The organism is Pseudomonas sp. PVC-3-1 (assembly GCF_057444315.1).
The window spans coordinates 3,799,742-3,822,069 of the sequence record NZ_CM172023.1 but is presented as its reverse complement, the minus strand read 5'-3'; the positions used below and the strand labels follow the sequence as shown (position 1 = coordinate 3,822,069).

At 67.2% G+C, this 22,328-nt stretch carries 22 protein-coding genes; 2 read left to right on the top strand and 20 right to left on the bottom strand.

Going from position 1 to position 22,328, the window contains the following annotated elements:
• Positions 1-71: 71 nt before the first annotated feature.
• The 6 genes from AC2T4A_RS17850 to AC2T4A_RS17825 form a co-directional block, all read right to left on the bottom strand.
• The gene (locus AC2T4A_RS17850) at positions 72-455 is read right to left on the bottom strand and encodes a nuclear transport factor 2 family protein (RefSeq protein WP_486741395.1); all 384 of its coding nucleotides are present in this window, start codon (positions 453-455) and stop codon (positions 72-74) included.
• Positions 455-1,657 (bottom strand): acetyl-CoA C-acyltransferase, encoded by a 1,203-nt coding sequence (locus AC2T4A_RS17845; protein WP_486741394.1) that lies wholly within the window; start codon positions 1,655-1,657, stop codon positions 455-457. Before AC2T4A_RS17845 ends, AC2T4A_RS17850 begins: the two co-directional genes overlap by 1 nt.
• 127 nt (positions 1,658-1,784) lie before the next feature.
• Entirely contained in the window at positions 1,785-2,243 is a 459-nt protein-coding gene (locus AC2T4A_RS17840) for a MaoC family dehydratase (RefSeq protein WP_486741393.1), read from the bottom strand.
• A gap of 1 nt (position 2,244) precedes the next feature.
• Positions 2,245-3,027 (bottom strand): SDR family oxidoreductase, encoded by a 783-nt coding sequence (locus AC2T4A_RS17835; RefSeq protein ID WP_486741392.1) that lies wholly within the window; start codon positions 3,025-3,027, stop codon positions 2,245-2,247.
• A 12-nt stretch (positions 3,028-3,039) separates the two neighbouring features.
• The gene (locus tag AC2T4A_RS17830; RefSeq protein WP_486741391.1) at positions 3,040-4,233 is read right to left on the bottom strand and encodes an acyl-CoA dehydrogenase family protein; all 1,194 of its coding nucleotides are present in this window, start codon (positions 4,231-4,233) and stop codon (positions 3,040-3,042) included.
• Positions 4,230-5,396: an acyl-CoA dehydrogenase family protein gene (locus AC2T4A_RS17825; RefSeq protein WP_486741390.1), complete on the bottom strand. Its 1,167-nt coding sequence runs from the start codon at positions 5,394-5,396 to the stop codon at positions 4,230-4,232. Before AC2T4A_RS17825 ends, AC2T4A_RS17830 begins: the two co-directional genes overlap by 4 nt.
• A gap of 487 nt (positions 5,397-5,883) precedes the next feature.
• Between AC2T4A_RS17825 and AC2T4A_RS17820 the strand changes: the two genes are divergently transcribed.
• Complete coding sequence (locus AC2T4A_RS17820; protein WP_478378789.1) at positions 5,884-6,060, top strand: hypothetical protein; 177 nt, start codon at positions 5,884-5,886, stop codon at positions 6,058-6,060.
• 23 nt (positions 6,061-6,083) lie between these two features.
• Entirely contained in the window at positions 6,084-6,260 is a 177-nt protein-coding gene (locus AC2T4A_RS17815; protein ID WP_478378789.1) for a hypothetical protein, read from the top strand.
• A gap of 124 nt (positions 6,261-6,384) precedes the next feature.
• Here AC2T4A_RS17815 and AC2T4A_RS17810 read toward each other — a convergent pair whose 3' ends face one another.
• The 14 genes from AC2T4A_RS17810 to AC2T4A_RS17745 form a co-directional block, all read right to left on the bottom strand.
• Entirely contained in the window at positions 6,385-7,260 is an 876-nt protein-coding gene (locus tag AC2T4A_RS17810; protein WP_486741389.1) for an SDR family oxidoreductase, read from the bottom strand.
• Between the two features lie 148 nt (positions 7,261-7,408).
• Positions 7,409-8,557, bottom strand: coding sequence for an acetyl-CoA C-acetyltransferase (locus tag AC2T4A_RS17805; RefSeq protein ID WP_486741388.1), 1,149 nt, complete (start codon positions 8,555-8,557; stop codon positions 7,409-7,411).
• A 10-nt stretch (positions 8,558-8,567) separates the two neighbouring features.
• Entirely contained in the window at positions 8,568-9,629 is a 1,062-nt protein-coding gene (locus AC2T4A_RS17800) for an acyl-CoA dehydrogenase family protein (protein WP_486741387.1), read from the bottom strand.
• A gap of 11 nt (positions 9,630-9,640) precedes the next feature.
• Positions 9,641-10,807: an acyl-CoA dehydrogenase gene (locus tag AC2T4A_RS17795; protein WP_478378729.1), complete on the bottom strand. Its 1,167-nt coding sequence runs from the start codon at positions 10,805-10,807 to the stop codon at positions 9,641-9,643.
• Positions 10,808-10,827: 20 nt separating this feature from the next.
• Entirely contained in the window at positions 10,828-11,580 is a 753-nt protein-coding gene (locus AC2T4A_RS17790) for an enoyl-CoA hydratase family protein (RefSeq protein ID WP_486741386.1), read from the bottom strand.
• Positions 11,561-12,661 (bottom strand): NAD(P)H-dependent flavin oxidoreductase, encoded by a 1,101-nt coding sequence (locus AC2T4A_RS17785; protein ID WP_486741385.1) that lies wholly within the window; start codon positions 12,659-12,661, stop codon positions 11,561-11,563. The genes AC2T4A_RS17790 and AC2T4A_RS17785 overlap by 20 nt, the downstream gene beginning before the upstream one ends.
• Positions 12,658-13,515, bottom strand: coding sequence for an enoyl-CoA hydratase (locus tag AC2T4A_RS17780; protein ID WP_486741384.1), 858 nt, complete (start codon positions 13,513-13,515; stop codon positions 12,658-12,660). The genes AC2T4A_RS17785 and AC2T4A_RS17780 overlap by 4 nt, the downstream gene beginning before the upstream one ends.
• Positions 13,512-14,327, bottom strand: a complete 816-nt coding sequence (locus tag AC2T4A_RS17775; protein WP_486741383.1) for a CoA-transferase subunit beta — start codon at positions 14,325-14,327, stop codon at positions 13,512-13,514. Before AC2T4A_RS17775 ends, AC2T4A_RS17780 begins: the two co-directional genes overlap by 4 nt.
• A 2-nt stretch (positions 14,328-14,329) precedes the next feature.
• Positions 14,330-15,211, bottom strand: a complete 882-nt coding sequence (locus tag AC2T4A_RS17770; RefSeq protein WP_486741382.1) for a CoA transferase subunit A — start codon at positions 15,209-15,211, stop codon at positions 14,330-14,332.
• A 10-nt stretch (positions 15,212-15,221) separates the two neighbouring features.
• On the bottom strand, positions 15,222-16,118 hold the full coding sequence (locus AC2T4A_RS17765; RefSeq protein ID WP_486741381.1) for a VOC family protein: 897 nt from the start codon (positions 16,116-16,118) through the stop codon (positions 15,222-15,224).
• 810 nt (positions 16,119-16,928) lie between these two features.
• Positions 16,929-18,503, bottom strand: coding sequence for a FadD3 family acyl-CoA ligase (locus AC2T4A_RS17760; RefSeq protein ID WP_486741380.1), 1,575 nt, complete (start codon positions 18,501-18,503; stop codon positions 16,929-16,931).
• A 71-nt stretch (positions 18,504-18,574) separates the two neighbouring features.
• On the bottom strand, positions 18,575-19,321 hold the full coding sequence (locus AC2T4A_RS17755) for an SDR family NAD(P)-dependent oxidoreductase (RefSeq protein WP_416749309.1): 747 nt from the start codon (positions 19,319-19,321) through the stop codon (positions 18,575-18,577).
• Between the two features lie 1,173 nt (positions 19,322-20,494).
• Positions 20,495-21,571, bottom strand: a complete 1,077-nt coding sequence (locus AC2T4A_RS17750) for a 2Fe-2S iron-sulfur cluster-binding protein (protein WP_486741379.1) — start codon at positions 21,569-21,571, stop codon at positions 20,495-20,497.
• Between the two features lies 1 nt (position 21,572).
• Positions 21,573-22,328: a glucose 1-dehydrogenase gene (locus tag AC2T4A_RS17745; protein WP_205335196.1), complete on the bottom strand. Its 756-nt coding sequence runs from the start codon at positions 22,326-22,328 to the stop codon at positions 21,573-21,575.

The window sequence follows — 22,328 nt, the reverse complement described above, 5'->3', positions numbered from 1 at the left end:
ATCGGCGTACAACCGCAAACGGTTGTACGCCCTACCGTAGGGCGTATAACGCTCCGCGTTATACGCCGCCTTCACTCCGGCCTCTGCTCCAGGTTGAGATCGCCCCAGTACGCCTTCATGCTGCGAATAAGGCCACGCTCGTCGAACTCCATCACATCGATCACGTGCAGGCTGCACGGCGCGCCGTTCCAGTTCAGGTCGACGCGGAACGGCATGGCGCCGCAACCGTTGCCGGTGACCCGCACCGGCCCGGTGAGCTGGGCGCTGACTTCCGCGCGGCCGAGCCCCTCGCGGTAGAAGCGAGCGATGGCCTCGATTCCCACCTGAGGCCCGGCGCCCACCGGGTCCTCGACCACCGCGTCATCGGCGTAGAGCGAGAGGATGCCGTCGATGTCGCCGGCATCCACCAGTTCCACGTAGCGCGCCATGCGCCGGCGGATCAGTTGGGCATCCATCAGGCCACCTCGAACAGCGCGGCCGCGCCCATGCCGCCGCCGATGCACATGCTCACCACCACGTAGCGCACGCCCCGACGACGTCCCTCCAGCAGCGCGTGGCCAGCCATGCGCGCCCCGGACATGCCGAACGGATGGCCGATAGCGATGGCGCCGCCGTTGACGTTCAGGCGTTCGTCGGGGATGCCCAGCTTGTCCTGGCAGAACAGCACCTGGCAGGCGAAGGCTTCGTTGAGTTCCCACAGACCGATATCGTCCACCTTCAGTCCATGACGCTTGAGCAGTTTGGGTACGGCGAAGACCGGGCCGATGCCCATCTCGTCGGCATTGCAACCGGCCACCGCCAGGCCACGGTAGATGCCCAGCGGTTGCAGACCGCGGCGCTCGGCCTCGCGGGCCTCCATCAGCAGCGAGGCCGAGGCGCCGTCGGAGAGTTGGGATGCGTTGCCGGCGGTGATGAATCTACCCGCTCCGCTCCACTGGCCGCCCTGCCAGACCGGCTCCAGAGCGGCGAGGCTGGCCAGACTGGCGTCGACGCGGTTGCATTCGTCGCGTTCGATCAGCACGGCTTCGTGGCGGCTTTCGCCGGTGGCCTTGTCCACCACCAGGCGTTGCGCGCGCATCGGCATAATCTCGTTGGCAAACAGCCCGTCGCGTTGCGCCGCCGCCGTGCGCTGCTGGCTGCGCAGCGCATAGGCGTCCTGGGCCTCGCGGCTGATGCCGTAGCGCGCCGCCACGATTTCGGCTGTTTCGATCATCGGGATGTAGGCCGCCGGGTCGCGCGCCAGCACGGCCTGCGACTGGTTGCGGTAGGCGTTCTTGTGCTTGTTCTGCACCAGTGAGATGGACTCCAGGCCACCCGCCACGGCGATGTCCAGTTCGTTACAGGCGATGGACTTTGCAGCGATGGCGATGCTCATCAGACCGGAGGCGCACTGGCGCTCCACCGCCATGCCGGCCACGCTCGAGGGCAGGCCGCCGGCGATGGCGCAGAGACGGCCAAGGTTGTAGGCCTGGGTGCCCTGCTGCGCGGCGGCGCCGATGATGACGTCCTCCACCTCGCCCGGCTCGACGCCGGCGCGGCGCACCACTTCGGCCACCACTGCGCCGCCCATGGCGGGCGCCTCGGTGTCGTTGAAGGCGCCACGGAAGGCCTTGCCAATGGCGGTGCGGGCGGTGGAGACGATGACGGCTTCTCTCATGATGGGTTCCTTCGGAAGTACTGGGTTGGCGCCCTGTAGGAGCGAGCTTGCTCGCGAACAGCCCCGTTGCGAGGCCGGTTCGCGAGCAAGCTCGCTCCTACAAGAGCCGGTTAGGCCGGGTAGTCCTTCAAACGGGGTAGTAACGGCTGATGGTGTCCACCACGCAGCCGGGGCGGTCTTCGCCCTCGATCTCGACGCTGACGCGCACGGTGGCCTGCACCGCGCCCTTCACCGCCTCGGCGGCGACCAGCTCGGCACGGCCGCGCACGCGGGCGCCGGCCTTGACCACATTGGGGAAGCGCACACGGTCGCAGCCGTAATTGACGCCCATGGCAATGCCGCGCACTTCGATGATCTGCGGCAGGAACAGGTTGACCAGCGACAGCGTCAGGTAACCGTGGGCAATGCAGGTGCCGTAGGGGCCGCTGGCTGCGCGCTCAGGGTCGACGTGAATCCACTGGTGATCACCGGTGGCCTCGGCGAACTGGTCGATGCGCGACTGCTCGACAGTGATCCAGTCGCTCTCGCCGAGGGCTTCGCCGATGCAGGCCAGCAGTTGCTCGGGGTGCTCGAAGACACGCGTCATGTCAGGCCCTCTGGCTGGAGACCGACAGCACTTCGCCGGTCATGTAGGAGCTGTAGTCGCTGGCCAGGAACATCATCACGTTGGCGATTTCCCAGACCTCCGCCGCACGACCAAAAGCCTCTGTGGACGCGAGCTTTTCCAGCAGTTCCTGGGGAGCGGATTTGCGCAGGAAATCGTGCAGCGCGATGCTCGGGCTCACCGCATTGATGCGCACGCCGAACTGCGCCGCTTCCAGCGCGGCGCAGCGAGTCAGCGCCATCACCCCGGCCTTGGCGGCGGCGTAATGGCTCTGCTCCTTCTGCGCACGCCAGCCGAGCACCGAGGCGTTGTTGACGATGGCGCCGGCGCGGCGCTCCATCATGTACGGCAGCATCGCGCGGGTCATGCGCATGGTACCGGTGAGCGTCACGTCGAGCACGCGATTCCATTCTTCGTCGGTCATTTCCACCAGCGAGCGCGAGCCGCCCAGGCCGGCGTTATTGATCAGCACGTCGGCGCCACCCAGACGTTCCTCGGCGGCGGCCACCAGGGCACGCACCTGCTCCTCGTTGGTGACGTTGCAGACCTGCCCGTACACCGCCTGCAGTCCGCAGGCCTGGCGGATGCGCTCCACCGCTTCGTTCAGGCGCCCTTCATGGATGTCGCTGATCATAAGCGCCCGGCAGCCTTCCTCGGCGGCACGCAAGGCGGCGGAAAAGCCGATGCCAGCGCCGGCGGCAGCGGTGATCAGCACCGACTTGCCGCGCAGCAGGCCACGGCCGGATACGTATTCGGGTTTGAGCATGAGTGCGATCTCCTAGCGAGGCACCTTGGGTTCTCTGGGCAGGCCGAGCGCACGCTCGGCGATCAGGTTGCGCTGGATCTCGTTGCTGCCGCCGTAAATGGTGTCGGAGCGACTGAACAGGAACAGGCCCTGCAGTCGGCTGAGCTGATACGGCGAGCCGTCGAGGATTTCCGCCTCGGCGCCGAGCACGTCCATCGCCAGCTTGCCCAGGCGCGCATGCCACTCGGACCAGCACAGCTTGTAGATCAGCGCCTCGGGCCGCAGGCTGCCGTCCTGCTCGCCGGAGAGCATGCGCAGCGAGTTGTAGCGCAGCACCTTGAGCCCGCCCCAGGCCTCAGCCAGACGCTGGCGCAACAGCGGGTCGCGGGCGGAGCCGTTGGCACGGGCAATGCGGATGATCTCGTCCAGTTCGTTGTGGAACTGCATCTGCTGGCCGAGGGTGGACACGCCGCGCTCGAAGCCGAGCAGCGCCATGGCGATCCTCCAACCGTCGCCGGGTGCGCCGAGCAGGTTCTCGGCAGCCGTCTCGGCCTCGTCGAAGAACACCTCGTTGAATTCGGAAGTTCCGGTGAGCTGCTCGATCGGCCTTACGCTGATGCCCGGCTGGTGCATCGGCACCAGCAGGAAGCAAAGGCCGTGGTGGCCGACACTGCCCGGCTCACTGCGGGCGATGACGAAGCACCAGTCGGATTCGTGGGCCAGCGAGGTCCAGACCTTCTGCCCGTTGATGCGCCAGACGCCGCGCTCGGTGTCGAAGGTGGCGCGGGTCTTGACCGCCGCCAGGTCGGAGCCGGCGCCCGGCTCGGAGTAGCCCTGACACCAGAACTCCCGGCCGTTGACGATGCCCGGCAGCAACCGGCGTTTTTGCTCGTCGGTGCCGAAGGCGGCGATGGTCGGCCCGGCCAGACCTTCGCCGATATGCCCCATGCGGCCGGGGCCGCCGGCGCGGGCATATTCCTCATGGAAGATCACCTGCTGGTTGATCGACAGGCCGCGGCCGCCGTGCTCACTGGCCCAGCCCACGCAGGTCCAGCCACCGTCGGCGAGCTTGCGCTCCCAGGCTTTGCGCTCCTCGGGGAAGCTGTGCTCGTCGCCCGGCCCGCCACGAAAGCGCAGCGGCTCGAACTCGCCGCGCAGGTTGTCCGCCAGCCACTGGGCAACCTCGGCGCGGAATGCCTCGTCGGCGGCGTCGAATCCGATCTTCATGGGCGTTCCTCCAGGATGGCGGCAGCGATGCGCTCGCGGTGCCAGGCCGGCGTGCCGAACAAGCTTTCGCCGGCACGGGCGCGTTTGAAATACAGGTGCGGGTCGTACTCCCAGGTGAAGCCGACTCCGCCGTGCAGCTGGATCGCCTCGGCAGCGCAATGGAAGAAGGCTTCCGAGGCGCCGGACTTGGCCAGCGCGGCGGCCAGCGGCAGTTCGGCGGCGAGTGCCAGATCGCCCTCGAGGTCCATCGCTTGCTGGGCGACACAGGCGGCGTAGTAGAGCGCGGAGCGCGCGCACTCGACCTGCAGCATCATGTCCGCCATGCGGTGCTTGAGCGCCTGGAAGCTGCCCACCGGGCGACCGAACTGCTGGCGTTCACGGGTGTAGGCGACGCTCAGGTCCAGCGCCTGCTGGGCACCGCCGACCTGCTCGGCGGCGAGGGCAATGGCGGCCAATTGCACAACGGTTTGCAGCTTCGGCCAGGCGGCGCCCGCTGTTCCGAGCAACGCATCGGCGGGGAGATAGAGGTGCTGCAGCTCGATCTCCGCGAGCTGCCGGGTCTGGTCCAGGGTCGGCAAGGCGCAGCGCTGCAATCCGCTGCTGATCGCGGGAACGGCGAACAGGCAGATGCCCTCCTCGCCCCCGCTACCGGCGAGGCGCGCGGGGATCAGCAGCAGGTCGGCACTGTGGCCATCGAGCACCGGGCGCAGACGGCCTTCCAGCACAAAGCCTTCGCCTTCCTTGCGCGCCTGGACTTGTACCGCGCTCACCTCCGGGGCACCTTCAGCGCCCAGCGCCAGGGCGGCGGTGAGGCTGCCTTCGGCCAGGCCGGGCAGCCAGCGGGTCTGCTGCTCCGCGTTGCCGAGCACGCGCAGGGCACACACGGCCAGGGTGCTGGCGAAGAACGGCAACGACGCCAGACGGCGCCCCAGTTGCTCCTGGACGATAGCCAGCTCGACGAAGCCCAGCCCCAGGCCACCGTGGGCCTCGGGTACCAGCAACGCCTGCCAGCCAAGTTCATCGCGAATACGCTGCCAGAGCGCCCGGTCATGGCAGCCGGCAGCCATCGCCGCGCGTACGGCACTGGAGGGTAAAGCATCGGCGAGAAAGCCTTCCGCACTGTCGCGGATCATCAGCTGCTCGTCGGTGAAGGCGAATTCCATGGGAAGCGGCCCTGTGGTGTCGGATGGGCGCAGTCTGGCGGGAGATGCTCGGGCGGGAATCGTCCGAATGGACGTGGGAAGGAAACGCGAGGAGCCAGGGTACCTGTAGGAGCGAGCTTGCTCGCGAATGGCCCTGCAGCGGGGCCCGGTTCGCGAGCAAGCTCGCTCCTACGAAGAGCAGACGATCAAGTGCCGTACACCTTCTGCGCCGGCACGGCGCGTCCGATCAGTTCTTCCACGGAGAAAGACCTGCCAGCTGTAGCGGAGCAATCCTGCCCAGTGAGGCATCAAGCGGCTGGGAACCTGTAGGAGCGAGCTTGCTCGCGAATGGCCCCTGCAGCGCAGCCTGGTTCGCGAGCAAGCTCGCTCCTACGAAGAGCAGACGATCAAGTGCCGTACACCTTCTGCGCCGGCACGGCGAGCGCGATCAGTTCTTCCACGGAGAAAGACCTGCCAGCTGTAGCGGAGCAATCCTGCCCAGTGAGGCATCAAGCGGCTGGGAACCTGTAGGAGCGAGCTTGCTCGCGAATGGCCCCTGCAGCGGAGCCTGGTTCGCGAGCAAGCTGGCTCTTACGAAGAGCAGGCGATCAAGTGCCGTACACCTTCTGCGCCGGCACGGCGAGCTCGATCAGTTCTTCCACGGAGAAAGACCTGCCCGCTGTAGCGGAGCAATCCTGCCAGTGAGGCATCAAGCGGCTGGGAACCTGTAGGAGCGAGCTTGCTCGCGAATGGCCCCTGCAGCGGAGCCTGGTTCGCGAGCAAGCTGGCTCTTACGAAGAGCAGGCGATCAAGTGCCGTACACCTTCTGCGCCGGCACGGCGAGCTCGATCAGTTCTTCCACGGAGAAAGACCTGCCCGCTGTAGCGGAGCAATCCTGCCCAGTGAGGCATCAAGCGGCTGGGAACCTGTAGGAGCGAGCTTGCTCGCGAATGGCCCCTGCAGCGGAGCCTGGTTCGCGAGCAAGCTCGCTCCTACGAAGAGCAGACGATCAAGTGCCGTACACCTTCTGCGCCGGCACGGCGAGCTCGATCAGTTCGCTGACCACGCCACCGATCTCCGCCGGCAGCCAGCGCGCGCCCTTGTCGCGTTCCGGGCCACGGCGCCAGCCGTCGCCAAGGGACAGCTTGCCGCCTTCCACTTCGAACAGGCGGCCGGTGACCTGTTGGGAGTCCTCGCTGACCAGCCAGGCCACCAGCGGCGCGACGTTTTCCGGGGCGAAGTGGTCGAAGCCCTCCTGCGGTTTCTTCATCACGTCGGCGAACACCTGTTCGGTCATGCCGGTACGTGCGGCCGGGGCCAGGGCGTTGGCGGTGATGCCATAGCGCGCCAGCTCGGCGGCCTGCACCAGGGTCAAGGATGCGATGCCGCCCTTGGCCGCCGAGTAATTGGATTGGCCAATGGAGCCCTGCAGCCCGGCACCCGAGCTGGTGTTGATGATCCGCGCGCGCACCGTCGCGCCCGCCTTGGCCTGGTCGCGCCAGTGGTGGACGGCGTGGCTGGCGATGCAGAAGTGCCCCTTGAGGTGCACGCTCATCACCGCGTCCCAGTCGGCGTCGGTGAGGCTGGCGAACATCCGGTCGCGGCAGATGCCGGCGTTGTTCACCACCGCGTGCAGCTCACCAAAGGCGTCGATGGCGGCGCGAACGATCTCGCCGGCCTCCGTGTAGTCGGTGATGTCGTGGCAGTCGCCGATGGCCTCGCCACCCTGGTCGCGGATCAGCGCAACCACCCCGGTCACGGCTTCGCGATTGATGTCGTTGACCACCACTTTCGCGCCCTCGGCCGCCAGGGCCAGGGCGTAGGCGCGGCCAAGGCCGCCGCCTGCGCCGGTGATGATGACGACGCGGTCTTTGCAGATTTGCATGGGGTTCTCCTGAAAGTTGAGTACCAGAGCGAGCACCCTCTCCCCAACCCTGGCTACGCGCCCCGCTCCGAAGGGATAGGGGCCGTCCGTGCAGCGGAGGTGGCCTGAGGTTCGGCCTGCTTGCTTCGTGGCCAGGGAAATGGTCGCGTTACAGCCGTTCGATGATGGTGACGTTGGCTTGACCCCCGCCCTCACACATGGTCTGCAGGCCATAGCGGCCGCCAGTGCGTTCCAGCTCGTGGAGCAGCGTGGTCATCAGCCGCGCGCCGGTGGCGCCCAGCGGGTGCCCGAGGGCGATGGCGCCGCCGTTGACGTTGGTGCGCTCATGCGGGTAGCCGGTTTCCTGCAGCCAGGCCATGACCACCGAAGCGAAGGCTTCGTTGATTTCCACCCGGTCGATGTCGTCCAGGCGCATGCCGGCTTTTTTAAGCGCGTACTCGGTAGCCGGGATCGGCGCGGTGAGCATCCACACCGGGTCGGCGGCACGCACGCTGAGGTGGTGGATGCGCGCCCGCGGCGTCAGGTTGTAGCGTTTGAGGGCACGCTCGGAGACGATCAGCAGCGCACTGGCAGCATCACAGGTCTGGCTGGAAACGCCCGCCGTGACACGGTCGCAGCCGAACAGGGATTCCAGCTCAGCCATCTTCGCCAGGCTGGTCTGGCGCGGCGTCTCGTCGTGCTGCAGGCCGGCCAGCGGGACGATTTCGCGGGCGAAGCGGCCCGCTTCGATGGCGCGCAAGGCGCGGCGATGAGATTCCAGCGAATAGGCTTCCAGCGCTTCGCGGCTGATGTCCCACTTCTCGGCGATCATCTGCGCGGAGCGGAACTGGCTCGGCGGCGTGGCACCATAGCGCTTCACCCAGCCTTCCGAGCCGCTGAAGGGATCGCTGAAGCCCAGCGGCTCGGCGGCAGTCATGGCCGAGGAAATCGGAATCTGCGTCATGGTCTGCACGCCGCCGGCGATCACCACGTCCTGGGTGCCGCTCATCACTGCCTGCGCAGCGAAGTGCACGGCCTGCTGCGAGGAACCGCACTGGCGGTCCACGGTGGTGCCGGGCACGCCCTGGTCGAGGCCGGCGGCCAGCCAGGCGGTGCGGGCGATGTCGCCGGCCAGCGGGCCGATGGTGTCGACGCAGCCGAAGATGACGTCGTCGTAGTCCGCATCCGGGATACCGTTGCGCTGCACCAGTTCGCGCAGCACGTGGGCGCCCAGATCAGCGGCGTGGATCTGCGCCAGGCCGCCCTTGCGCTTGCCGGTGGGCGTGCGCAGGGCGTCGACTATGTAGGCTTCTGCCATGGGTATGTCCTCAACGGGCAAAGGTGTGGCCGGCGCCGGCGCTGATCGCCCCGCCGAACAGCGCCTGGCACAGCCGCGCCTTGTGCAGGCTGCGGTCGCCCCAGACCTTGTCCAGGGCCCAGGCGCGCTTCATGTACAGCTGCAGGTCGACCTCCCAGGTGTAACCCATGGCGCCGTGTACCTGGATGGCGTTCTTCGCCGCCAGTTGCGCAGCTTCCGAGCAGGCCAGGCGCGCCTGGGAGACGTGCAGCGCGGCCTGCGGATGCCCCTCGGCAAGGGACTGCGCGGCGCGGTACAGCGGCGCCTTGGCGAATTCGATGAGCACTGCGACATCGGCCATCAGGTGCTTGACCGCCTGGAAGCTGCCGATCGGCTTGCCGAACTGCTTGCGCTCGAAGCTGTAGTCCACCGCCAGGTCGACCATGCGCCGGGCCAGGCCCAGTTGTTGGGCGGCGCAAGCCAGCGCAGCGCGCTCGAAGGCCGCTGCCCACAAGGTGCGGGCCTGCTCGCCACGGGCAACACGGGTGGCCTCGCTGGGCGTCCAGGCCACGCTGAACAGGCGGCGTGCCGGGTCGAGCGCCAGGCTGCGGGTCAACTGCACGGCCTCGCGCGGGACGGCGTGGATGTCGTCGTGGTGACCGAGGATCAGCAGGTCGGCGACGTGGGCGTCGGCTACCAGCAGGTTGTCCGGATGGCCGAGCGCAACCCGCGCCTGGCCGGCGGCGATGCGCCCCAGCCAGTCGGCCTTCAGCGCTTCGTGCTCGTCGCCCAATGCAGCTAGCAGCGGCGCACTGACCAGAACGGTGTCGAGCAGCGGCTCGGCCAGAGCGGCATAGCCGCACTCCTGCGCCGGCAGCACCCAGTCGGTTTCATCCAGGCCCAGCCCGCCATGGGCTTCGGGAAGGTTCAGGGCGGTCAGGCCCAGTTCGGCGAGCTGCGCCCAGAGTTCGTCACTGCGCCCGGTCTCGCTGGCCCAGAGTTCGCGCTGGCGCTCCGGGGTCACCTGGTTGGTGAGGAAGGCGCGCACGCTGTCGTGGAAACTCAGCTGGTCGTCGTTGAAAGTGAAGTCCATGTCCCGGCTCCTCAGGCGCGCGGCATGCCGAGCATGCGTTCGGCGATGATGTTGCGCTGGATTTCGTTGGTGCCGGCGTAGATCGGGCCGGCCAGGGAGAACAGGAAGCCGTCCAGCCAACGCCCAACTTCACCGGCCAGCGGCTCGCCCGGCAGCAGTTCGGCACGGGCGCCGAGGATGCTCAGGGCAGTGTCGTGCATGCGCTGGTCCAGCTCCGACCAGAAGATCTTGTTGGTGGAGGATTCCGGGCCGATACGGCCGCCCTGCTGCAGGCGCGAGGCGGTCATGTAGGTGCTCAGGGTGTAGGCCTCGGCGTCGAGCCAGGCGCGCATCACCGCCTCGCCGATGGTCGGGTCGCGGTCGGCTGCCGCGCGGTTTTCCTGATACAGCTGCAGCAGGCGCCGCGCAGTTTCCTGGAAGCGCGCGGGCGAACGCAGCATCAACCCGCGCTCGAAGCCGGCGGTGGACATTGCCACGTGCCAGCCCTGCCCTTCGCCACCCAGCACGTTCTCCACCGGCACCTTGACGTCATCGAAGAAGATTTCCGCGAAGCCCGGCAGGCCGTCGAGCTGGGCAATCGGGCGCACGGTGATGCCCGGCGAGTCCAGCGGCACCAGGATGAAGGTCAGCCCATGGTGACGGCTGGACGCAGGGTCCGTGCGGAACATGCCGAACAGCCAGTCGGCCCATACCGCGCGGGTCGACCAGGTCTTCTGGCCGTTGATCACGTAGTGGTCGCCGACGCGCTCGGCGCGCGAGCGGATGGCGGCCATGTCCGACCCTGCGCCCGGCTCGGACCAGCCCTGGGCCCAGACGTCCTGGCCACGCGCCATGCGCGGCAGGAAGCGCGCCTTCTGCTCCTCGCTGCCAAACTCCATGAGGGTCGGGCCGAGCAGGAAGATGCCGTTCTGGTTGACCCGGCCAGGGGCGCCGGCGCGGTAGTACTCTTCTTCGAAGATCAGCCACTGGATCAGGTCGCAGCCACGGCCGCCGTAGATTTGCGGCCAGGTCACCATGCCCCAGTGGCCGTCATGCAGGCGCGCTTCCCACTCGCGGTGCAGGCGGAAACCCTCTTCGGTGTCGTACGAGGGCAAGGGGTTCTTCGGCACGTTGGCCGCCAGCCAGGCGCGGACTTCCTCGCGAAAGGCCTGTTGCTCTTTGTTGTAGTTGAGGTCCATGGGCTGCTGCCTGTGGTTGATCAGTTGAATTGCGCTTCGCGCTTCTCGACGAAGGAGTCACGCGCTTCCTGGGAATCCAGCGAGCGATAGGCTTCGAGGGTGAAGCCCTGCTCCCAGCGATACTTGTCTTCGAGGTTGCCGTCCTCGATACCGGTCAACGCTTCCTTGGCGAGCGTGATCATGGCCGGGCTCTTGGCAGCGATCCGGCGGGCCACGTCCAGCGCCGCGTCGCGCAGCCTGTCACGCGGCACCACGCGCTCCACCGCGCCCAGCCGGTAGGCCTCATAGGCGTCTATGGGCTCGCCGGTGAAGTACATGTGGCGCACCTTCTGCACCGGGAACAGGCGCTGCAGGTGCGCGCCGCCGCCCATGGCGCCACGGTCCACCTCGGGCACGCCGAAGGTCGCGCATTCGCTGGCGACGACGATGTCCGCCGCACCGCACAGGCCGATGCCGCCGCCCAGGACGAAGCCATGCACGGCGGCGATCACCGGCTTGGGATTGCGGTGCACGGCCTTGAAGCTGTCGTAGTTGCCCTTGTTCACCGCAACGATCAGATTGCCATCGGCGGCCAGCTCCTTGATGTCGACGCCGGCGCAGAAGCCGCGGCCCTCGGCGCGAATGACGATGACCCGCACCGCGTCGTCGCGGCCCAGGCGTTCCAGCTCGGCGGCGATGGCGGCCCAGCCGGCGCAGTCGAAGGCATTCACCGGCGGACGGTCGAACACCATCTCGGCGATATGGTCGTGGATCTCAACGCGAAACGGCTGCATGGAGGCTCTCCTGGATGGGTTGCGGGTCGACCCGGCGGGCCAGCCCGGTGAGCTGGACTTCAGCCTGGTTGACGATGTTCTGGATGATCTCGGCGCACGGCAGGCGACTGCCGAGCAATGCGGCGACCTGCCCGGCCGGCAGCACGCCGTCTTCGGGCTGGCCATCGACCATGGCCTTCTGGATCACCATGGGCGCATTGGCCGCCAGCAGCGCCTGGGACAGGGTCAGTTCGCCCCGGTTGCGCAGCGCCTGGAGCATCTGCGTGAGGCTGATGCCGGAGTGACACCGGTAGGCCAGCGCACACTGCGCGGCGAGTGCCAGGCGCCGCCAGCGGCCGGCGGCCTCCAGGGCGTCGAGCAGTTCGTTGCGGATCATCCGCTGCGGCAGGCCATCGAGGGCGCGGCTGACGATCACTTGCGCCGGGTCCTTCACGCCCAGGTAGCGCGCCAGGGTGGCGTCCGGCACCGGGCTTTCGCGACTCATCAGAAAGCGCGTACCCATGGCCACGCCCTCGGCGCCCAAGGCGAGCGCAGCCACCAGGCCGGCGCCGTCGTGGAAGCCACCAGCGGCCACCACCGGCACCTGCACGGCCTCGCGCACCTGCGCCAGCAACAGCGAAGTGGGCACGGAACCGGTGTGGCCGCCGCCCTCGCCGCCCTGCACAGTGACGATATCAGCGCCAAGCTCCACGGCCTTCTGCGCGTGCTTGAGCGCACCGACCGTGGGCATGCAGATCACCCCGGCCTCTTTCAGCCGGGCGACCATCTGCTTGCCCGGCGAGCGGCTGTAGCTCACTGCTTTCACGCCGTGGCGCAGCACCAGCTCGACGATCTCGCCGGCGTTGGGCTGATACATGTGGAAGTTGACACCGAAGGGCGCCGAGGTCAGCGACCGGGTTTCCAGGATCGCCGCTTCCATCTGGTGAGGCTCGATGGTTGCGCCGGCGAGAAAGCCGAACGCCCCGGCATTGCTGGTGGCCGCCACCAGGCGCGGATCGGCTACCCAGCCCATGGCGGTCTGGATGATCGGGAAGCGGCAGCCGAGCAACTGGGTGACGCGGGTGCTCAGGTCCGCACTCATCGGCCGCCCTCCACTGGCTCGCGCTGCGAGCTGGCCATGGCGCGGGCATCGTAGCCGCCGAGGCGATCGCCGCTGACCAGTTCGTTGTGGGCGTGGGCGAAGTGGTGCAGGCCAAACACCATGTCCATGGTGGCGCGCTTGCCCATCAGGTCCTCAGCGTTGTTCACCGCCTGCTTGGCCAGCTGCAGGCCCAGGCGCGGCATCTCGGCTACGCGGCGCGCCATGTCCAGGGTCACGTCCAGCAGCACGTCGCGCGGCACCACCTTGTTGACCATGCCCAGCTGCCAGGCGCGCTCGGCCGGCAGGCGCTCGCCGAGGAAGAGGAATTCCTTGGCGATGCGCGGGCTCAGTTCATGCACGTGGGCGAAGTACTCGACGCCGGGAATACCCATGCGCACCACCGGGTCGCGGAAGTAGGCATCGTCGCTGGCGACGATCAGGTCGCAGACCCAGGCCAGCATCAGTCCGCCGGCAATGCAGGCGCCCTGCACCATGGCCACGGTCGGCTTGGGTATCTCCCGCCAGCGCCGGCACATGCCCAGGTAGACCTCCTGCTCGCGGGCGTAGAGGAATTCCCCGCCCGGCTTGTTCACGTGGTCGTACCACAGGCTGGCGCGCTCGAAGCTTTCGTTGACGTCGCGGCCCGGCGTACCGATGTCGTGGCCGGCGGAGAAGTGCTTGCCCTCGCCACGCAGGACGATGACCTTGACCGCATCATCGTCGCAGGCACGACGGAAGGCGGCGTCCAGCGCGTAGGTCATCTTCGAGTTCTGCGCGTTGTGGAACTCGGGGCGATTCATGCTGACCAGGGCCACCGGGCCCTGGACTTCGTAGAGGACGACCTCTTCGCTCATGGCCGTGCTCCTTCGGCAGCGCGCACGGCCGGCGGGTTGTCCTTGAGCTGGCGGCTGCGCAGGTTGTGCGGGTCCAGGCGCTGGAGGATTTCCAGCTGCGCGGCGGTGGGCATGACGGTGGTCGGAATCTGCGCCGGCAAGGCCAGGTCGAAGCTGGTGTTGTCCAGCACCTGCGCCAGTTCCACGCCCGGATGCAGAGAGCGCACGCGCATCTGCTTCTGCGGCCCCGCGAAATCGAGCACACAGAGGTCGGTGACGATCAGGCGGATGTCGATATCGTCCAGCGACCAGCCACGCGCCAGGCGCGCCGGGTTGTAGCCGACCGAGGCGACCATGTCGACCTCGCCTTCGACGAACACCCGGCGGCTGTGCGCCGGCACGAAGAAGGAGTTGGCATGGCTGATGGAGTTGCCGGGGAAGCCGCGCACGCCGAGCATCTGCGCCTTGGGCTTGGCGTAGTCGCCGATGCAGGAAATGTTGGCCTGGCCGAAACGGTCGATCTGGGTCGGGCCGACCAGCGCGTGGCGGCGGCCGCCCCAGACGTTGTCGAAGATGCGCGAGAAGCCCATCCAGCTGTCGAACTTCGGCACGTAGCCGTTGCGCGCGCCCAGCGGCACCGGCTCGGCGACCATGAAGGCCTCGGAGTCGGTCATCAGCAGGTCCGGGTTGCTGCTCAGCATGGCCAGGGAAGCGGCCAGGCGCGGGACCACGCCGATGCCGGTGGCGAGCACTTCGCCGTCGTCACGCCAGCATTCGCTGGCGGCGCAGATCAACAGCTCGGCGAGGCTGCAGGAAGCGTTAGCGTCAGTCATGGTCAGAACACCGGCAGTGGCAGCTTGCGGAGCGACTCGAGCCCACCGACCTTTTCCAGGTAGGCGGCTTCGCCGTCGCGGATGAATTCGTCGTAGTAGCGCTGCCAGCCGTCCTCTTCCTGGACCGAGGCGTTGTAGCGCTGGAAGTGCGCCACGTCGAAGCCGTACAGCGGCGCGCAGGAACTGGGGTGGGCACCGCCCGCAACGTGCACCACGCCATCGGTGAGGTTGCGCTCCCAGAACACCGTGCGTGCCGCCTGCGGGTTGGCGTGGAAGTGCGCGGACTCCACCAGTTCGTCACAACTGACGAAGGTCTGGCTGGCGGCGCGGACGAACAGGTCATCCATGTAGTGGTCCGGCCCGTCGATCTGGCAGACGCCGCGGGCGTCGGCACGGTCGACGTGGACCAGCGCCGCATCCAGCTCCAGCGCTGGCATGGCGACCCAGTCGCGGCCATCGGCGTAGGGCGAGGTGATCAGCTTGATCTGCGGGTTGTGCTTGAGCACATCGGTGCCCAGGCCCACGGCCGTGGGCAGGAACGGCACCTTCATGGCCGCCGCGCGCAGGCCCAGCAGCAGCATGCCCTCGTCGATCTCCATCACCTCCAGCTCACCGGCCTGGCGGGCCTTGCGGAAATAGGGTTCGAGCGGGATGAAGTCCAGCGAGACGAAGGCGAACACCAGCTTCCTGACCTTGCCGGCGGCGCAGAGCATGCCGACGTCGGCGCCGCCATAGGCGACGATGGTCAGATCCTTGAGGTCCGAGCGCAGGATCTCGCGGATCAGCGCCATGGGCTTGCGCCGCGGGCCCCAGCCGCCGATGCCGAGGGTCATGCCGTCGCGCAGCTGGGCGACCACCTCGGTGGCCGTCATGCGTTTGTCCATGTTGCGCTCCTTACTGGCGGCCGACACTGAAGTCGTGGCCCCAGTGGCTGACCACGGTGCTTTCGAACGGGGTGTGCTCCGCCCAGTCCACTTCCAACCCGCCATGGCCGTACTCGATGTCGAACCCGCCAGGGCTCTGCATGTAGAACGACACCATGTGATCGTTGGTGTGCTTGCCCAGGGTCGCCGAGAGCTTCACGCCGTTGGCGTGCATGCGGTCCAGTGCGCGGCCCACGTCGTCGAGGGCGGCGGTCTCCAGCATCATGTGCACACAGCCGCTGGGGATCGGGCACTCGAAGATCGCCAGCGAGTGATGGCGCGTGTTGTTGCAATGGAGGAAGTGGATACGTTTCTCCGGCTCCTGCGGATCGGGGGTGAAACGCACCTTCATCAGGTCGGAGAGGCCGAAGCCCATCACCTGTTCGTAGAAGTCACGGCAGCGCTCGAAGGTCGGCGCCGGCAGCACCACGTGGCCCATGCCCATGGCACCGGTGACGAAGCCGCTGACACCCACCGGCGAGACGAACGGGCGAAAGTCCTGGCACGGCCCCCAGAACAGCTCATGGCGGTTGCCGTCGGGATCGCGGAACAGCGCCAGCTCCTGGACCTTGCGCAGCGCGCAGTCGGCGGCGCTGCCACGGACAACCTCGACATCGGCCTGGGCCAGTTCGGCGATGGCCTGCTCGAAGGCGGCCTTGCCGGCCACTTCCCAGCCACTGGCGCCGTAGCCGTCCCGCTCATCGCGCAGCACCAGCACGCGGTAGTGGCGCTCGTCCATCTTCAGGTACAGCGCGCCTTCGGGGGCGGCGGCGTCCACCATCATGCCCAGCACGTCGCTGGCGTAACTGCTCCAGCGCGCAAGATCGCTGGCCAGGACGGTCACGTAGCCCAGTCCGCGGATATCCATGGTGTTCTCCTCATCGTCATCGCCGATGCGTCGTACGGATCGGCTGGTGATGAGGATTCAAACAGCGCGGGGGGCGCCCAACATCGTCCAATGGGACTAGCGCAAAAGGGCCGTGGGACGTGGGTTGCGCGGAATGTGACAGTCTACTGCCCCCTGGAGCTCACCCCTGGACGAAGATGGATTGATGCAAGAACATCTCGATGCTGGTCCAGCACCTGGCCATCGGCTAGAGCCAGTGCAACGAAGGAAAGGATAGAAATGTAGAAGTTCCGGATTGCAGTCCAGCCCGGACCGCTCTGCCGTGCGATGAGGAGCGCGGCAGCACGCATCGGATTAAGTCCAGATCGCGATCCTGATGATGAAGTCTCAGCGCAAACGGAGCCCCTCTCCCCAGCCCTCTCCCTGAAGGGAGAGGGAGCTACCCTCTGCCACATCAAGGACCCAGGTTCATCCTGTGGTATCAGAAACACCCTGGATATCGGGTCACTGCCGAACAGTCCCCTCTCCCTTCAGGGAGAGGAAGCTCCCCCCCGCCACATCAAGGTCCCAGGTTCATCCTGCAGTATCAGAAATACTCTGGATATCGGGCAGTGCCGAACAGTCCCCTCTCCCTTCAGGGAGAGGAAGCTCCCCCCGCCACATCAAGGTCCCAGGTTCATCCTGCAGTATCAGAAATACTCTGGATATCGGGTAGTGCCGAACAGTCCCCTCTCCCTTCAGGGAGAGGGTTAGGGAGAGGGAGAGGGAGCACGGAGCAAGGGCCACCCAGCAACCGAGCAGCCTCTACACCCATCAATAGCGCTGCGATTATCAGCAACTCGCCGCCAGCTCCCGCAACGCCGCCTTGGTCACCTTGCCGGCCGCGTTGAGCGGCAGTGCATCGAGCAGCATGGCCCGGCGCGGCGCCTTGTAGTTGGCCATGCGCTCGCGGCACCAGGCGAGGAAGGCGTCCAGGTCGATGGCCTGGCCGGCGGCTGGCAGCAGAAAGGCCATGGCGACCTCCCCCAGGCGTTCGTCGGGGATGCCGATCACCGCCGCCTGGGCGACGCCAGGATAGCCAAGAATCGCCTGCTCCACCTCGGCGGGGTACACGTTGAAGCCGCCGTTGATGAACATGTCCTTGAGCCGGTCGGTGATGCGCAGGTAGCCCCGCTCATCCAGCACGCCGATATCGCCGGTGTGCAGCCAGCCTTCGCTGTCGATGGCCTCGGCAGTGGCTTCGGGATTATTGAAGTAGCCGCGCATCAGGTTGTAGCCGCGCACCACGACTTCGCCCGGTTCGCCGGTGGGCACGCTGCCGCCCTGACTGTCCACGCAACGCACTTCCACATGGGGGAAGGCGCGGCCGCTGGTGGTGGCGATGGTCTCGGCATCGTCGCCGGGCCGGCAGATGGTGACGAAGCCGCAGGTCTCGGTAAGGCCGTAGGCGGTGACGATGGTTTCAAAGCCCAGCTCGCTGCGCATGCGCCGGACCATCTCCACCGGTACCGAAGCCGCGCCGGTCACTGCCACGCGCAGGGAGGACAGGTCGAACTCGCCGCGACACGGATGCGCCAGCAGCGATTGATACAGCGTCGGCGGCCCTGGGAGTACCGTCACGCGCTCGGCAGCCACGCGCTGCAGCAACAGCGGTACGTCGAACACCGCCTGCGGCAGCACGCAGCAACCGCGCATCAGCGCTGCCAGCCAGCCGGCCTTGTAGCCGAAGCTATGGAAGAACGGGTTGACGATCAGGTAACGATCGCCCTCGCGCAGGCCGACCATTTCGCTCCAGTCGCGCACCAGCTGCAGGTTCTGCCCGTGGGCGGTCATCACGCCCTTGGGCTTGCCGGTGGTGCCCGAGGTGAACAGCAGGTCGCACAGGTCATCGGCGCCAAGCGCGCCTTCGCGCGCATCCAGCGCGCCTTCCTCGACGCCATCGGCCAGCGCCAGGAAGCTTGCCCAATCGAGCGCCCCCTCTCGCGAGCCGCGCAGGATCACCCGCTGGCGCAACGCCGGGAGGCTCTCGCCGTCCAGCAGCGCCGGGTAATCGATGCCAAGGAATTCGCTCATCACGAACAGCAGGCTAGCCCCGCTTTCGCGCAGCACCAGTGCCGCCTCAGCGCCCTTCATCCGGGTGTTGAGCGGTACCAGGACGGCACCGACGCTTTGCAGCGCGGTGGCCGCGACAATCCACTCCCAGAGGTTCGGGGCCCATACCGCCACCCGCTCGCCGTGAGCCACGCCCAGGGCCAGCAGCGCTCGCGCGGCGCGGCGGCGGGCCGCATCGAGCTGGCGGTAACCAAGACGGACGTCGCCGTCCTCGATGGCCGACAGGTCGCCGTAGGTTGAGGCCGTTGCGGCGAGCAGTTGGGGGATGGTCAGGGCAGACGGCAGGCAGTTCATGGCGGGCAGCTCAAGTCGAACAGGTATCGAAAGTGGGCCGGCGCCAGGCCGGCCCGCAGACAAGGCCGGACTCAGGCCTGAGGCGGCGCGAAGCGGCGGCCAGCGGAGAAGCCGCCGTCGACGGCGATCATCTGCCCGCTGACGAAGGAAGCATCGTCGGAAGCGAGGAACAACGCGGCCTTGGCCACCTCTTCCGGCTGCCCGGCGCGGCACAGCATGTGCTGCGAGGCGAAGAAGGCGTGGAAGGCCTCCTGCTCGCGGACCATCTGGGTCATCGGGGTTTCGATCAGGCCCGGGCAGAGGCCGTTGACCCGCACGTTGGCGTGACCGTAGTCGATGGCCATGGAGCGCGTCAGCTGGTTGATACCACCCTTGGCGACGTTGTACGCGGTGTTGCCGTCGCAGCCCTGCAGGCCGAAGATCGAGCCGATGTTGATGATCGAGCCGCTGCGCTGCTGCACCATCTGCGCCACCGCGTGCTTGCTGGTGAGCATGCTGCCGGTGAGGTTGATGTCCAGCACGCGCTGCCATTCGCTGGTCGGCGAACTGGTGACGTTGCCCTGGCTGGCGACGCCGGCAGCATTGACCAGCACGTCGATGCGGCCGTGGCGCGAGACCACCTCGCCCATCACCTGCTGCACGTTGTTCTCGTCGCGCACGTCCAGGGCCATGAACAGGCCAGGGAAGTCCGCCGGCGCATTACCCACGTCCAGGCCGACGACCTGGGCGCCCTCTTCGGCGAAACAGCGGGCGCAGGCCAGCCCGATACCCGATGCAGCACCCGTGACCACGGCAACCTTGCCTTGCAGTCGATTCATTCGCACACCTCTGTTTGTTGTTGTCGGTTTGCTCTGCGCCGCAGACTAGCGAGCCGGCGGCGGTGGCAAATCGTCCATTGGGACTAGCCGCTGCGCAAGCACCGATTTGTGTAGGAGCGAGCTTGCTCGCGAACCTCGCACACACCGGGGCAAGCGGCAGAGTGCGTTCGCGAGCAAGCTCGCTCCTACGGCGCCGCAGAGCGCATAGGCCGGAACAGGTGATCCGCCGGCACCGGCACGGCAGATGACGCTGGCGTGCATACGAGATTCAGCCGGTACCGTTTTTTGTAGGAGCGAGCTTGCTCGCGAACCTCGCACACACCGGGGCAAGCGGCAGAGTGCGTTCGCGAGCAAGCTCGCTCCTACGGCGCCGCAGACCGCATAGGCCGGAACAGGTGATCCGCCGGCACCGGCACGGCAGATAACGCTGGCGTGCATACGAGATTCAGCCAGTACCGTTTTTTGTAGGAGCGATCTTGCTCGCGAACCTCGTACACACCGGGGCAAGCGGCAGAGTGCGTTCGCGAGCAAGCTCGCTCCTACAGCGCCGCAGACCGCATAGGCCGGAACAGGTGATCCGCCGGCACCGGCACGGCAGATGACGCTGGCGTGCATACGAGATTCAGCCAGTACCGTTTTTTGTAGGAGCGATCTTGCTCGCGAACCTCGTACACACCGGGGCAAGCGGCAGCGTGCGTTCGCGAGCAAGCTCGCTCCTACAGCGCCGCAGAGCGCATAGGCCGGAATAGGTGATCCGCCGGCACCGGCACGGCAGATGACGCTGGCGTGCATACGAGATTCAGCCAGTACCGTTTTTTTGTAGGAGCGAGCTTGCTCGCGACCCTCGCACACACCGGGGCAAGTGGCAGAGTGCGTTCGCGAGCAAGCTCGCTCCTACAGCGCCGCAGACCGCATAGGCCGGAACAGGTCATCCGCCAGCACCGGCACGGCAGATAACGCTGGCGTGCATACGAGATTCAGCCAGTACCGTTTTTTGTAGGAGCGAGCTTGCTCGCGAACCCCGCACACACCGGGGCAAGCGGCAGAGTGCGTTCGCGAGCAAGCTCGCTCCTACAGCAAGATAAAAAAGCCCGGCACTAGGCCGGGCGAAAAAGGGGGCAGGCACCGCCCCTCACTCGAGAGCAATCTGTCGGTCCGGACTTCTGTCCAGCTTCAATCAGGAAAGCGAACGCGTACCTCGCGGCTGCCGGCGCGGCCCTGGCAGGCCAGGGTCCAGCCGTCGGCCAGCTCGGCCGCACTGAGCACGTCGTTGCGCGGCAACAGCACCTCGCCCTGCTCCACCTGGCACATGCAGGCGCCGCAGAAGCCTTCTTCGCAGGACGCGGGCGGCGCCAGCCCGGCGCGGCGGCAGCTTTCCAGCAGGGTTTCGCCGGCTGCGCAGGCAACCTCATGCTCGGCGCCATCGAGGATCACGCTCAGGCGCTCCACCTCGATACCGGCAACGGCCTGGCGAGCCTGTTCATCGGCCGCTTCCAGCTCGTCCGGATCGGCCGGCGAGACGAAGCGTTCGACGTGAACCCGCGCTGGCGGCACGCCCGCCGCCAGCAGGCCGGTCTCCACGGTATCCATGAACGGGCCGGGCCCACAGATGAAGCATTCCGCCTCTTCCCAGCCGCGCAGCAGATGACGCACATCGCTGCCAGCGAGAAAGCCCTGCACACTGTCCAGCACATGGATTACCTGCAGGCGCTCACCGTGTTCACGCAGCAGGCTGCGCAGCGCGTCGCGGAAGATCACCGACTCGGCGTCACGGTTGGCATACACCAGGCGGATGCGGCAATCGCGACTCGCCAGCGCCTCGCGCAGGATGGAAAACACCGGCGTGATGCCCGAACCACCGCCGAACAGCAGCAGGTCACGGGTCTCGGCACCCAGGTGGAAGTGCCCGGCCGGCGGCAGCACCTCCAGGTGGTCGCCGGCGCGTACGCTGTCATTCATCCAGTTCGATACGCGTCCACCTTCGACGCGCTTGATCGTCACCCGCAGCTGCGTATCCAGCCCCGGTGCGCTGGACATCGAGTAGCAGCGCAGCAGGCGCTTGCCCGCCACGCTGACGCGGAAACCGAGGAACTGCCCGGCCTGGTAGGCGAAGCGTGCGGCCAGCTCCTGCGGTACGCGCAGCACCAGCGAGCGGGCGTCGGCGGTTTCCTCGATGACCTGCGCCACCTCCAGCTGGAAGCTGCCGGCCACGCTCGGCGCCTGGGGCGCCAGGGACTGCGCTCTGCCCATATCAGATCCCGCTGATCAGTTGGGCGTTGTCCACGCGGATCTCGGCGCCGTTGATGAAGCGCGATTCGTCCGAAGCGAGGAACAGCACCACGTTGGCAATATCCTGCGGCGCGCACATGCGGTTCATCGGGTCGGCATCCAGCGCCTCCTGCGGAATCGGCTGGCCGCCCGCCAGGGCCTGGGTCATCGGCGTGTTGACGCCGTCGGGGTGCACGCTGTTGCAGCGGATGCGATAGCCCTGCTGCTTGCAGTGCAGCGCGATGGAACGGGTCATGGCGGCCACCGCGCCCTTGGACGCCGAGTAGGCGCAGAACGCCGGCATGCCGCCCAGCGCCGCCACCGAGGACATATTGACGATGGAGCCGCCGCCGCTTTCCTTCATCGCCGCGATGGCGTACTTGCAACCGAGGAAGTAGCCCTCGCCGTTGATGGTCTGCACCTTGCGCCACAGCTCCAGGCTGGTGTCCTCGATGCTGCCCAGGGCGAGGATGGCGGCGTTGTTGACCAGCACATCGAGGCGACCGAAACGCTCCAGGGTGGTTTTCACCACGTGCTGCCAGTCGCTCTCGCTGGCGATGTCGTGGCGGATGAACAGCGCATCGCCGCCGATCTGCTCCGCCAGCGCACGGCCGGCTTCCTCGTTGAGGTCGGTGAGGACCACGCGGGCGCCCTCGCCGGCCAGCAGCAGCGCGTCCTCACGGCCGATGCCGCTGGCGGCGCCGGTAACGATGCAGACCTTGCCTTGTACTCGATTCAT